Annotated in this window: 15 protein-coding genes; 7 read left to right on the top strand and 8 right to left on the bottom strand. The window is 69.2% G+C overall.

Annotation, left to right across the window (positions count from 1 at the left end; all coding sequences use genetic code 11):
- Together ON38_RS33000 and ON38_RS32995 are read left to right on the top strand one after the other, a co-directional pair.
- The coding region (locus ON38_RS33000) for a DUF6764 family protein (protein ID WP_373281265.1) at positions 1-325 on the top strand (325 nt) is incomplete at its 5' end.
- A 120-nt stretch (positions 326-445) separates the two neighbouring features.
- Entirely contained in the window at positions 446-1,273 is an 828-nt protein-coding gene (locus ON38_RS32995) for a MerR family transcriptional regulator (protein ID WP_083873301.1), read from the top strand.
- 111 nt (positions 1,274-1,384) lie between these two features.
- Here the strand turns inward: ON38_RS32995 and ON38_RS32990 are convergent, their stop codons facing one another.
- The 3 genes from ON38_RS32990 to ON38_RS37995 are packed head-to-tail and all read right to left on the bottom strand — an operon-like array spanning position 1,385 to position 3,687.
- Positions 1,385-1,984: a dihydrofolate reductase family protein gene (locus ON38_RS32990; protein ID WP_039829201.1), complete on the bottom strand. Its 600-nt coding sequence runs from the start codon at positions 1,982-1,984 to the stop codon at positions 1,385-1,387.
- Positions 1,981-2,811 (bottom strand): metalloregulator ArsR/SmtB family transcription factor, encoded by an 831-nt coding sequence (locus ON38_RS32985; protein WP_039829200.1) that lies wholly within the window; start codon positions 2,809-2,811, stop codon positions 1,981-1,983. The genes ON38_RS32990 and ON38_RS32985 overlap by 4 nt, the downstream gene beginning before the upstream one ends.
- Positions 2,812-2,859: 48 nt before the next feature.
- Positions 2,860-3,687, bottom strand: coding sequence for a LysR family transcriptional regulator (locus ON38_RS37995; protein ID WP_039829199.1), 828 nt, complete (start codon positions 3,685-3,687; stop codon positions 2,860-2,862).
- 39 nt (positions 3,688-3,726) lie between these two features.
- Here ON38_RS37995 and ON38_RS32975 point away from each other — a divergent pair, with 39 nt between their 5' ends.
- Complete coding sequence (locus ON38_RS32975) at positions 3,727-4,653, top strand: NAD(P)H-binding protein (RefSeq protein ID WP_218000884.1); 927 nt, start codon at positions 3,727-3,729, stop codon at positions 4,651-4,653.
- Between the two features lie 202 nt (positions 4,654-4,855).
- Here ON38_RS32975 and ON38_RS32970 read toward each other — a convergent pair whose 3' ends face one another.
- Positions 4,856-5,476 carry a TetR/AcrR family transcriptional regulator gene (locus ON38_RS32970; RefSeq protein ID WP_039829198.1) on the bottom strand — a complete coding sequence of 207 codons (621 nt, stop codon included), beginning with the start codon at positions 5,474-5,476 and terminating at the stop codon, positions 4,856-4,858.
- Positions 5,477-5,643: 167 nt separating this feature from the next.
- Between ON38_RS32970 and ON38_RS32965 the strand changes: the two genes are divergently transcribed.
- Together ON38_RS32965 and ON38_RS32960 are read left to right on the top strand one after the other, a co-directional pair.
- Positions 5,644-6,669, top strand: a complete 1,026-nt coding sequence (locus ON38_RS32965) for a Rieske 2Fe-2S domain-containing protein (RefSeq protein WP_039829197.1) — start codon at positions 5,644-5,646, stop codon at positions 6,667-6,669.
- Between the two features lie 53 nt (positions 6,670-6,722).
- A complete protein-coding gene (locus tag ON38_RS32960; protein WP_039829196.1) occupies positions 6,723-7,820 on the top strand; it encodes an NAD(P)H-dependent amine dehydrogenase family protein in 1,098 nt (365 codons plus the stop codon).
- Positions 7,821-7,888: 68 nt separating this feature from the next.
- On the opposite strand, the gene crcB is transcribed toward ON38_RS32960, so the two are convergent.
- The 3 genes from crcB to ON38_RS32945 all read right to left on the bottom strand — a co-directional run bounded on the left by crcB (position 7,889) and on the right by ON38_RS32945 (position 9,339).
- Complete coding sequence (gene crcB, locus ON38_RS32955; protein WP_039829195.1) at positions 7,889-8,251, bottom strand: fluoride efflux transporter CrcB; 363 nt, start codon at positions 8,249-8,251, stop codon at positions 7,889-7,891.
- The gene (locus ON38_RS32950) at positions 8,248-8,739 is read right to left on the bottom strand and encodes a fluoride efflux transporter FluC (protein ID WP_245564501.1); all 492 of its coding nucleotides are present in this window, start codon (positions 8,737-8,739) and stop codon (positions 8,248-8,250) included. The genes crcB and ON38_RS32950 overlap by 4 nt, the downstream gene beginning before the upstream one ends.
- A 90-nt stretch (positions 8,740-8,829) precedes the next feature.
- Complete coding sequence (locus ON38_RS32945) at positions 8,830-9,339, bottom strand: nuclear transport factor 2 family protein (protein ID WP_039829194.1); 510 nt, start codon at positions 9,337-9,339, stop codon at positions 8,830-8,832.
- A 347-nt stretch (positions 9,340-9,686) separates the two neighbouring features.
- On the opposite strand from ON38_RS32945, the gene ON38_RS32940 reads away from it, so the two are divergent.
- Positions 9,687-10,703: an ABC-2 transporter permease gene (locus ON38_RS32940; protein WP_039829193.1), complete on the top strand. Its 1,017-nt coding sequence runs from the start codon at positions 9,687-9,689 to the stop codon at positions 10,701-10,703.
- Between the two features lie 91 nt (positions 10,704-10,794).
- Here the strand turns inward: ON38_RS32940 and ON38_RS32935 are convergent, their stop codons facing one another.
- Positions 10,795-11,298 (bottom strand): hypothetical protein, encoded by a 504-nt coding sequence (locus tag ON38_RS32935; protein WP_245564499.1) that lies wholly within the window; start codon positions 11,296-11,298, stop codon positions 10,795-10,797.
- Positions 11,299-11,531: 233 nt separating this feature from the next.
- Here ON38_RS32935 and ON38_RS32930 point away from each other — a divergent pair, with 233 nt between their 5' ends.
- Positions 11,532-12,281, top strand: coding sequence for a class I SAM-dependent methyltransferase (locus ON38_RS32930; RefSeq protein WP_039829191.1), 750 nt, complete (start codon positions 11,532-11,534; stop codon positions 12,279-12,281).
- Positions 12,282-12,340: the final 59 nt, after the last annotated feature.

Genomic DNA, 12,340 nt, shown 5'->3' with positions numbered 1-12,340 from the left:
CGGCGCGGCGGGCGGTGCGGCCGCCGCCTACGGTTCCGGCGGAACCGCCCGGGCCGACGCCGCCGCGACGAGCCTGTCCCTGGCCATCGCCCAGAACGGCGGGACGGCCACATCCACCGCGCAATTCCTCTCCGGCCCGGCGGCCATCGCGGTGGGTCCCGGCGCCCGGGCAACGACGACGGGTGAGCGCCCGGGATTGTCCCTCGGCATCGCCGGGCCCGGAGCCTCGGTGGACATCACCGGGACGGCCGCCCCCACCTGCACCGGCGGTCCCGCCTTCGCGGGGGATTTCCAGACCTGGCAGGGATGCCTATCGCTGGGCTGACACCGGCCCCGAGCGCGCGCACCGGCCGGTAGGCACGGCTGACACCGCCCCGGCCGACAGCCGGAAAGAGACGAGACAGTGACCCGGTCCGGTACGGAAACCGAGTGGACAGTCGGCGCGGTGGCCAGAAACCTCGGCGTCCCGGTGGCGACGCTGCGCAGCTGGAACCAGCGCTACGAGTTGACTCCCCGGCCGCATCGGCCCGGTGAACATCGCCTCTACACCCCGGGTGATGTGGCAGTGCTCAGGCGAATGGTCGACCTCGTGCGCGCGGGTATCGGCCCACGCCACGCCGCCGCGGCGGCCCGCACCGCGGCCCCGACCCGCCTCGTTCCGGGAAATGTGGCACCGCTGATGGCGGCGGCCGCGCGGTTGGACACCACAGAACTCATGGACCTCCTCACCGAGCACATCGCGCACCTCGGCGTGGCCGCGACGTGGAACGGACTGTGCCGGCCCGCTTTCGCCGAACTGATCGACCGGCAACGCCGGGGGCAAGGGTTGATCGAGGTGGAGCACGCGTTGTCCGGGACGATCACCGCCGCCCTGCATCGCGCGGTCCCGCCGGCACGGGCGGCCGGGCAGCCCTCCCCGGTGCTGCTGGCCTGCACCGGGGGCGAGTGCCATACCCTTCCGCTAGAAGTACTACGTGCCGCGCTGGCCGAAAACGGTGTCCTCGCGGTACTGCTCGGCGCCTCGGTGCCCGGCAGCGCGCCGGCCGGCGCTGTGTCCGGCGCACACCGCCCTCCGGTGGTGGTGCTCTGGTCCCAGTCACCGCGGACCGCCGCCGCTCCGCCGCTACCCGCGAGTACCCTGGCGCCGGCGCGACTGCTACTCGCCGGCCCCGGCTGGACCGGCCGCACCACTCCCACCGGCGCACAGCGGGTGGGCACACTCGAAGCGGCCGTCCACCTGATCGACCGGCTTGCGAACCGGGAGCACAGTTGAACCGCCGTCTCCGGCATGGCGGGTTTCCGCCCCGGGCACCGAATCGCTTTCGCATCGTTGCGCCGGGCACCCGGGATCAGCACAGCACGGTCCAGGACGCGCGGACCCGTGCTACCGGGCGCGGTCGTAGATCATCGCCATTTCACCGAGTTCGCCGACCTCATGATGGGTCAGGGTCCATTTCGTCGCGGGCAGGCCGTCGTCGAACAGTCGCTGCCCGCCACCCGCGATCTCGGGGGTGATCATGAGATACAGCCGGTCGAGCAGATCCGCGGCCAGCAGCGGCTTGATGACGCTCGCACTGCAATTGACGAGAATATCGCCCGAGCCCAGGTCCTTCAGTTCGCGCACCACCTCGGCAGCCGGCGCGTTCACGATGCGGGTCCGTTCCCAGGGCGCGTTCTCCAACGTGCTGGACAGCACCACTTTTTCAGTATCGACCAGCCATTTCGCGTATCCGCGGTCGCGCGGGTCGGCACTGGCGTCGGTAGCGACCGACGGCCAGTAGCCGAGGAACCCCTCGGCATTGCGGCGGCCGAGCAACGCCGTCGTAGCCCCGTCCCATATGCGGCTCAGGTGCCGCCGGGCCACCTCGGTCGCGGCGTAGGAGACGATCGCGCCCAGATCGCCGGGGCCATCCGGCCCGCTGTAGCGTCCGTCGAGCGTGAGATTGATATTCGCGGTGACGGAACGCCCGCTGGATTCGGTCATGTTCTTGCTTCCTTTTCGTTGTCGTGCCGGGAGGTGCCGCCGACGGCGACGGTGAGGTTGTCCAGCACCTGCTGCCAACCGGTTTCTATTCCGGCGATGAATGGCACTGCGTCGGTGTCGGTGTCGGTGAGCGTCAGACCGAGCCGCAAGCGGGTGGCGGCCTCGGCCACGGTGAGAGTCAGGTCGTAGTGCCCGGTGAACAGGACCGCACCCGCGGGATCGAGGACCGACAGCCGAAACTCCAACCGCTCGGGCGCTGCTGCCGCGACGACCTCACCCGCGGAGCGGTAGTGCTGCCCCTCGGCATCGCGATAGTCGAGGACGACGCGGCCGTGCGGTACCGGTTCCAGCGCGCAATCGGTGATCGTCATGGGCGCCGGAGCCCACCACGAGGCCAGCAGGTCCGGCTCGACCCAGTACCGCCAGACGACGTCGCGGGCCCCGGGGAGCACCCGGTCGAAGCAGAATCTGCGCCCGTCGGCCCACGTGTCCCGGTCCGCGACCGCGGCTTCGGCATCGATCGCGGCGCGATAGCGCGCGATCACGTCCCGCTCCCCCGCCTGCGTCCCGGCGGTTTCCACCAGATCGGCGAGGCGTTGCGCGAAAGCGACCAGTGGCGGCGTCTCGATCGCGTAGACGCGACGCTGCCCGAGCGGGAAAACCGTGACCAGACCGGCCTGGGCGAGGGTTCGCAGATGTTTGGTGGTCTGCGGTTGCCGCAAACCGGTCAGCTCCGCGAGCTCACCCACCGACCGCGGCCGCTCGGCCAGCAGCTCGATGAGACGCCAGCGTGCCCCGTCGCCGAGTGCTGATGCGATCCGATCCATGATGCGAGTATTCACCGAAGTGAATATTCACGTCAAGGAATATTTTTCTCACACCGAGGCTTGGTGCAGCGTCGCGGCCGCGACCTGCGCGAACTCCCGCACCCGCCGCTCTCGCCGGTGTTCGGGCACCGCGATGCAGATATCGGCAGGTTCGGCGTCCATCACCTGCCGGTAGACCAGGTCGGGCCGCGAGTACGCCTGCGCCACACCCCGTGGCACCACCGCGATGCCGTGGCCGGAGGCGATCAACTCGAACTTCTCCTCGATCGAGGCCGTACGCCGGACCTGCGCACCGATGACCGGTTCCCCCGCGAGGTCCACCTCGAGCAGTGGCCGATCGGCGGCCGGAGCGGCGGCGAGCCGATGGGTGGACGGCAGACAGGCGATCTTCGGCTCGGCGCCCACCGTGACAGTGCACAGCCCGGTGTCGTCGAAAGGCCGGCGCAGATATCCGATATCGGCCCGGCCGTCGCGCAGCGGAAGCTCCTGTTCCCACCACTTCAGCTGGAACAGTTCGACTTCCACCTCGGGGTGACTCGCGCGGAACGCGCGCAGGGCCGCGGATACGCGCAGCCCGGAAGCGAATCCGACGACGAGGCGTTCCACCCCGCGGTCGACCTCCCGCACGCGCCGGACAGCGGATTCGGCGACGGTGAACAGCCCGCGCGCCTCCTCGTACAACTGGGTGCCCGCGGGCGTCAATTGCACACTGCGGGTGGTGCGCTCCAGCAGTGCGCAACCGAGTTCGCGCTCGAGCGCGCGGATCTGCCTGCTCAGTACGGGTTGCGCGATATAGAGGGATTCGGCGGCCCGGCCGAAGTGCAGATGCTCCGCGAGTGCGGCGAAGTAGCGGAGCTTACGCAGGTCGAGATCCATACCCTGAAGATATCAATCCACGCCAGGAGGTATTGGACGGTGAGCGGGACCGCACGCAGGGTGGAGACCATGATCGTGATCACCACGCCCACGGGCGCCATCGGAAGCCGGCTTCTCGGGATACTCCTCGATCGCGCCCCCGCCCAGGGCGAGAAACTCCGCGTGGTCGTGCGCGACCCCGGCGCGCTCGCCGATTCGGTCCGCGACCGGGTCGAGATCGTCCGCGGCTCGCACGGCGACCCCGACACCGTGGAACGGGCGTTCGCCGGAGCCGACGCCGTATTCTGGCTCGTCCCACCGGATCCGGCCGCGCCGAGCCTGAATGTCGCGTATTCCGGCTTCACCCGGGCCGCGGCCCGGGCATTCATCACACACGGGGTCGGGCACGTGGTCGGAGTCTCGGCCCTGGGCCGCGGCACCCCCGTCGCGGACCATGCCGGTCTCGTCACCGCCTCGCTGGCAATGGACGACCTCATCGCCGGCACCGGGGTCAACTATCGCGCGCTGGCGAACCCGTCGTTCATGGACAATGTGCTGCGCCAACTGCGCTCCATTTGCGACGAGGGGGTGTTCACCGGCACCCTCGCCGCCGACCTCCCTGCACCACTGGCCGCGACCGGCGATATCGCCGCGGCAGCGGCCGGTCTGTTACTCGATCGATCATGGACGGGGACCGGCGAGGTGGCGGTGCTGGGTCCGCAGGACCTCACACCCGACGACATGGCACAGACGATGTCGGAGGTACTGGGCAGGCCGGTGCGCTACCGCCGGATCACGCTCGACGAACTGGCCGCAGCCACCGCGGGCTTCGGCGCCGGCGACGCTTTCGTCCAGGGCATGGTCGACATGATGCGGGCCAAGGACGAAGGCCTCGACAACGGGGTGCCGCGCACACCGCGGACCACGTCTCCCACCACCTTCCGCCAGTGGTGCACAACGGTTCTCGCGCCCGCCGCGCTGGCCTGATCCGCCCGGCAGCCGGACGCCGCCGACAGGTCGGCCGGTGGCAGCATCCACGTTCCGCGTGTCCCGGCGGCCGGGCACGCGGGCCCCGCGTCCGGTCCTCGGCGACCGGGCCGCGGCGTCCGGCGCGAGGTCCATCCATACTCCGGGGCTCCGCCGAGCCGGAGCCTCGGAAGCCGGCGCCACCGCGCCGCACGAACCGCGCTCAGGGGCTCTCCAAATAGGCGACTATGCCGCCGATCAGAGCTTTCAGCGCGTCGTCGAGGTCACCGTAGGTACCCAGGGTGCGTTCGGAGGTGATACCACGCATCGCCGCCGGGATGAGGGCGGCCACCTGGCGCACCTTGACCGGGTCCAGGTCCATATCGGCGAAAGCGCGCTGACAGGCCTTGTCCCAGTTCGGTTTCCACGATGCCAGCTCGGCAGCGGTGCGTGGATAGTCGCGTTCCAGCTCGGCGTGCTCTCGCGGCAGGGCGGCGCGCAGCGTTTCGATGGCCAGCGATTCCGGCCGACGCAGTCCGCGGGCCATGGCGTCGATCATGGCGGCCACCCGCTCGTACAGGGTGCCGTCCGGTTTGATCCCGGCCGGCAGGTCCCCGCGCTTGTCCGCGGTGTATCGCAGGACCGCCGCCCACAGGCCGTCGATATCGCCGAACTGGTATTTGATCACGCCCCAGGTGGCGCCGATATCGCGAGCGATCCGGTTACCCGAGACGGCCGCGGGATCGCCGGTGGCCAGGGAGACGATCGCTGCCTCGAGCATGCTCTCCCGGGATTGGATCCCGCGCCTGTTCGCTCGTCTCCCGCCCACCGCCGCTTCCGTCACGATGGTGGACTCTACCCGCCCTGAGCAGGGTGATCCAGTTTCACAAAGGCCTCTTGCATTCTTTCAAAGAGGGTTCTATTCTCAAGTGCGCCATATGACCGGCGTCATACATCGACGACCCCGCCCGTGGCGCGCCCGCTACAGCCCTCGATGCCTGGAGGATCGCGATGGCAAAACCGCCACTGCCGATGGAGCCGACGGGCTGGTTCCAGGTGGCCTGGTGCAGTGAGATCGGCGTCGGCGCGGTCCACAGAATGAAATACTTCGGCCGCGAAATGGTGGCCTGGCGAACCGTGTCGGGACAGATCACCGTATTCGACGCCTACTGTGAGCATCTGGGCGCGCATCTCGGCTACGGCGGCCGGGTGGAGGGCGAGAACCTCGTCTGCCCGTTCCACGGCTGGGAGTGGAACCGCGAGGGGCGCAATGTCTGCATCCCCTACGAGAGCCACCCGAACAAGGGCCGCCGCATCCGCAGCTACCCGGTGGCCGAGCGCAACGAAGGCGTCTGGATCTGGTACGACATCGAGGGCCGGCCACCGTATTTCGAAGTACCGGATATCTTCACCGCCTTCGACGACGGCAAAAGCGCCGCGGACTATTATCCGCCGGTGCCCGCGGCCACGCTCTACCGGCCCGGGCTCGAACTGCACCCCCAGTACGTCATGGAGAACGGCGTCGATTTCGCGCACTTCAAGTACGTGCACAAGACACCGTTCGTGCCGGAGTTCACCCGCCACGACTTCTCCGGACCCGTCTCCTACGTCGATTTCACCATCGCCTTCGACGCGGGTGTGGCCGAGGACCAGGTCGACAGCGGTGTCGAATCGATCAACGCCGGGCTGGGATGTTCGATCACCAAGAGCTGGGGCATGATCGACAACCGCACCATGCCCGCGGTGACCCCGGTCGACGAACACACCTCCGACGTCCGTTTCACCGTATGGATCGGCCGCAGGCCCGGTGACGAGAGCCCGGAAATCAGCGCCTACGGCACGTCGATGGCCGGTTTCGTGATCGAGCAGTTCGAAGCCGATATCCACATCTGGGCACATCAGCGCTACTCGGACCCGCCCGCACTGTCGCGCAAGGAGTACGCGGGGTTCCGGGCACTGCGCGAATGGGCGCGGCAGTTCTACCCCGGCCAGGGCGCGGTCGGCCCCGCACCGGACGCGCACGCGACCGGCACCTGACCCGCGGACCCGAACCGCCGACCTCGACGACCCGCAGACAGAAAGGTCCACTCATGAGCACCTCCGGCAAGATCCGGGTATTCCAGGTCGCGACCGGCAACCTCGGCACCGAGATGATCGGCCGCATCCGCGATCATCCGGACCTCGAACTCGTCGGGCTGCACTGCTACACGCCGGACAAGATCGGGCGGGATGCCGGCGAGATCGTCGGTATCGGCCCGATCGGAGTGACGGCGACCGGTACGGTCGAGCAGATCATCGAGGCGCGGCCCGATGTCCTCACCTTCCACGGTGTCTTCCCCGACGAAGATCTCTACGAAAAGGTCCTGGAGGCGGGCATCAATGTGGTGACCACCGCGGATTGGATCACCGGATTCCACCGCGACACCAACCACTCCCATCCGTCGGGCCGAAAGGCCAGCGAGGTCATCCGGGCCGCGTGCGAGCGCGGCGATTCCACCTTCTACGGCACCGGGATGAACCCGGGTCTGGCCCAGATCCTCGGAATCGTGCACACCGCCGACGTCGCCGCGATAGAGAACATCACCGTCACCGAATCGGTGGACGTCTCCTGTCACCATTCCGTCGATACCTGGAAGGCAGTCGGCTACGGCCGCCCGGTCGACGATCCGGCCATCCCGGACACGTTGCACAAATACACCGCGGTCTTCGCCGATTCGGTCTACCTGATGGCCGACGCCTTCGACCTCGAGCTGGACGAGGTCACCTTCCACTACGAGCTCGGCGCGTGCACGAAGGACGTCGACCTGGGCTGGTATTTCCTGCCCAAGGGCTCACTCGGCGCCAACTACATCAAGTACCAGGGTCTGGTCGACGGCGTGCCGCGGGTGGAAACCCATCTCGAATGGCAGATGACCCCGCACACCGATCCCGCGTGGAACATCAAGGGCTGCTACATCACCCAGATCACCGGTGATCCCAGCATCTACAGCAAACATATGATCTTCCCCCGCAAGGGCTTCGATCTGTCGAACCCGGCGAACTTCGCCTCGATCGGGATGACCGTCACCGGGTTGCCGGCCCTCAACTCGCTGCGCTCCGTGGTGGCCGCGCGTCCCGGCATCATCACCAGCGCCGACCTCCCGCTGCGCGCCTTTGCCGGGCGCTTCGATCTCCGGCCGGGGCGGTAGCGGGCGGCGCCGCGGCGGCAGCACCGCGACACGAGTGAAGGCGCGGCCGGGGATCGGGGTCCGCGGGCTCAGCCGAGCAGTCCGCGGACGCCGGCGTAGCCCAGTGTCGCCGCGATCAGCCCGGCGGCCACGCTGCCCGCGGCGTAACCGAGCGCGTGCCGGTAGGCACGCTGTTCGGTCAGGCGCACGGTCTCGTAGGAGAAGGTGCTGTAGGTGGTGAAGGCGCCACAGAATCCGGTGGCCACCAGAACCGTCCACGCGGCCGGCAGTCCCGCGCCGGTGACAGCCCCCAGAACGAGACTTCCGGATACGTTGACCACGAAGGTGCCCCACGGGAAACGGCCGTCGTGCCGCGCCTGGACGACTCGGTCCAGCAGGTAACGCAGCGGCGCACCGACCGCGGCTCCGGCGATCACCAGCAGTACGTTCATCGCACCCCTCCCCGGCCGGCGCGGCGGGTGAGGCCGACCCCGAGCGCGCATGCCGCGACCGCCGCGAACAGGGTGGACACCAGATAGGCCGCACCGATCAGCGCGGAATCCGGTTCGAGTAGGGCCCGGATCTCGTTGGTGTAGGTGGAGAACGTGGTGAACCCGCCCAGTACGCCGACCCCGAGGAACGGGCGCGCCAGCGGATGCGCCGGCCGCAGTTCGGTGATCACCACCATCAGGACCCCGAGCAGGAAACTGCCGCTGACATTGATGACGAATACCGCCCACGGGAACCCGCCGGCCGGGGTGGGCCAGCAGAGGGTCAGTCCGTAACGACCCAGCGCGCCCACGGCGCCGCCGGCGGCGATGACCGCGAGAATCGCGCCGTGGGACGCGGCGAGTTCGGCGCGCTGGGGCGGGTCCCGCAGATCGACATCGGGGTCCAAGGGCAGTGACGGTCCGTGGATCGCCTGGGGATCATCGGGCACAGCGGTCTCCTACTCCACAGCCGTCCGGGCCGGACGAGGTGATGGGGTAGGGACTGTCGGCCCCACCGCGGGCCGCGGCGCCACCGGGCGTCACGAGCCCGCGTACCAGCCGATCCGGCAGGTCTCGTCGACCGGCCGGGCAATGGACCAGAGGCGGCGGAACCGGGAGGCCGCGATCTTCCAGCGGCCGCCCTCGAGAACGTAGGAGTCCTCGTATTCGCCGGTGGACAGCGTATCGGTGTGGTCGATCAGGTTCACCTGGCGGAACTGCATGGTCCACTGCCCGGTGGCGGTGCCGTCGGCGTGCACGGTGATATCGGGGTGCATCCCGTGGTGCATATCGAGCACCACATGTTTGCCGTCGACCCGGCGCAGGGCGATGGACTCGAAGACCGCGGCCATCCCGTCCGCGTCCGATACGCCCAACTCGCCGTAATCGAGGACCGACCCCTCGCTGACGAAACACTCCCGGAAAAGGCCGGGGTCCTTGGCATCGCAGGCCCGGAAATAGCGGTGTTTGAGCGCCTTGATCGCCTCGATCGCTTCGAGCACGGTGAGGCGGTGGGCCGGGTCGGCCTCGGGTGACGGTGTTCCGGGCATGCGGCCTCCTCGTTCGACGGCCGGTATCCGTTTGCGCTGCGCCGGCCCGGCCGAACCGGCTCGTATCGCATCACACCACATGCGGGGACGAGGACGCGCATGTGGACCGGCCGGGCCGGCACCGTCGCGCGTTATGGTGGGGCGGTTGCCGGACGGTCTTTCCGCCGGGCTGCCCACGGCCCACCGGACCGCGAACGGGGCCCCGGGTCGCACCGACCCACGGCGCCGGAAAGGCCGGAAGTTCCCGCGGAGTGCTGGATCATTCGACTGCTCGTGAAAGGTGGCACGATGAGCGCACCCAACCGGAAAGCGGTGCACCGGCGGACGGGCCCGCGCGCCGCCGCGCGATGACCGGAGATATCGCGAAACGGTGGCACGACTTCCGCGGGTCACGGTTCTTCCCGGCCACCGTGATTATCGGCATCCTCGCCTGTGCCGCCGCCCTTTTCGCCGGCTCCTACACCTATGCCACCGCCAATCCGAAGCCGGAGTATGTGCCCATCGCGGTGGTCGGGTCGATGCCCGCCGCACAGGCGGCGCAACTGGAGGCCGAGCTGGCGACGGCAATGGGCAGTTCGCTGCGGGTCCACCGGTTCGCCGATCGCGCGACTGCCACGGACGCGCTCCAGAACCAGGAAGTGTTCGCCGTCGTCACCACCTCGGACGACACCCTGACACTCGAACTGTCCAGTGCCTCCGGCCAGACGGTGGCGACCGCTCTTGCGCAGGGGCTGCCGCCGATCGCCGAACACGCCGGGTACATCGTACGAGTCGACGATCTGAATCCGCTGCAGCAGGGCGATCCGCACGGCCTCACCATCTTCTATATGACGATCGCCTCGGTCGTCGTCGGATTCGTCGGCGCGGTGCAGCTCGGGGTCAACGCGGGGGCACTGCGCCCGGGCGAACGGATCGCCTGCACCGCCGCGTACGCACTGCTCGGCGGTTTCGCCATCGTGGCGACCGTCGACTGGATTCTCGGCGCCCTCGAACTCCCGTTCCGTTCGTGGGCGGTGCTCGCGCTCACCATGTTCACCTGCGGCATGGTCTTCACCATGTTCCACGCCCTGTTCGGCCGGTGGGCGATCCTGCCGACCTGGGGCATCATGATCCTGCTCGGCAACCCGAGCTCCGGCGGCTCGGTGTCGTGGCCGCTGCTTCCCCGCCTGCTCGCGACGATCGGCGGGTGGCTGCCACCGGGCGCCTCGGTGAACGCCCAGCACACCGCCGTCTACTTCCCTGACCACCAGCACCTCGGCCCCTGGCTGGTGCTCGCGGGATGGTCGGCGGTCGCGATCGGGGTGTTCCTCGTCGCGCAACGTCGATCGGAGAGCCGGGACACCGTGGGCGCCGAGGCCGGCTGAGGCGGGCGACACCCGTGCCGAGACCGAGTCCGGCCGGCGCAAGTGCGGACGGTACCGCACGACCGCACCCGCGCCCGCGAATCCGGCCGGCTCAGACCGCGATGACAACCCCCGCGCCGGGGATCACCGCGTTGGACAAGGGTGGGGCCTGGTATTGCTCGCGGTTGTGCGTCGCCGTGACCACCACCGGGCCCCCACCGGTCACCACCGACGCGCTGGTGGGCAGCGCCGCGGCGTAATTCTCGCCGCGGACATCGATACCGGTCCAGTGCCGCAGATCGATACTGCCCGCGGCGCCGGTGTTCAGGTTTCGCCAGTGCACGGTGATCCAGCGATAGTTGTACTGATAGTGGTACGGCGCCGGAGCCGGCACCGAGAAGGTGACCGTCCCCTGTTGTTCTCCCGTCGTCCCCACCACGGCGATCGTCTGGAGAACACCGCCGGGAACGGCGCCGGGACCGATTTCCGGGCCGGTCACCACAGGGATGGGCAACGGGGTCGCGACCGGCGCCGCGGCGGATTCGCCCACTGCGCAACCCAGCGCCAGCGGCACGACCAGCGCGGTGATCATCACGGTCCTGCGCGTACGAGACATACGGCTCCTTCCTCGCTCGACAATGCCCTCGGTGCAGCGGATCGGCGCGACGGCGCCCGCAGGCCCCGCGCGCGGCAATGCGATATCTTCCACCCCCGCACGCGCGATCGACAGTAGCCGAGCCGACCGCCGCCGACACGGAAAATGCCTGACCAGGCAACGTTTCACATCGGCACCGGTGGTGTGCGGCAAAAGCGCTTTGCCGTCTCCTGCACATCTGCGAGCATCTGCGGATGCGCTCCTTCGACGATCTCGTAGCCGAAGCCGAAGCCGCCGACGTCGGCGGCTGGGGGTTCGCGTGGCTCGACGGCCGGGCCACCGAGGAGCGGCCGCCCTGGGGTTACGCACGGCAGCTGGGCCGCCGGCTGGCCACCGCCCGGTCGGCCCTCGACATCGATACCGGAGGCGGTGAAGTCCTGGCCGAGGCCGCGGTCCTGCCGCCGGCTCTGCACGCGACCGAATCCTGGCCGCCGAACGCCGAACGGGCACGGCAGCGGCTGAGCGGCCGCGGGGTGACCGTGGTGCAGACGACGCCGGATGAGCCGCTCCCCTTCCCGGACCGCAGCTTCGACCTCGTCACGGCCCGGCATCCGGTGCGCCCCGACTGGGCCGAGATCCGCCGTGTTCTCGCCGACGGGGGCCACTATTTCGCCCAGCACGTGGGCCCGGGTTCGGCGTTCGAGCTCATCGAACGGTTCCTCGGCCCGCTGCCCGACCGGCGCACGCAGCGCGACCCGGCCCGGGAGGCCGCGGCGGCCGAAGCCGCCGGGCTGACCGTGACCGACCTGCGCACCGCACGTTGCCGGATGGAGTTCTTCGATATCGGCGCCGTCGTCTGGACCCTGCGCAAATGCGTATGGTGGGTGCCCGATTTCACGGTCGCCCGCTACCGGGACACCCTGACCGAACTCGACCGGGAGATGCGAGCCGGACATCCGTTCGTCGCATTCTCCACCCGGCATCTCATCGACGCGGTCCGCTGACCCGCACGGCAGTCGCGCCTGCCGGCCGGTGCCCCGGCGGCGGTGCGCGACACTGGATC

This window comes from Nocardia testacea NBRC 100365 (genome assembly GCF_000308775.1).
Lineage (GTDB): Bacteria > Actinomycetota > Actinomycetes > Mycobacteriales > Mycobacteriaceae > Nocardia > Nocardia testacea.
Note: the sequence above shows the minus strand (reverse complement) of the source record. Positions and strands in the feature narration are given on the sequence as shown.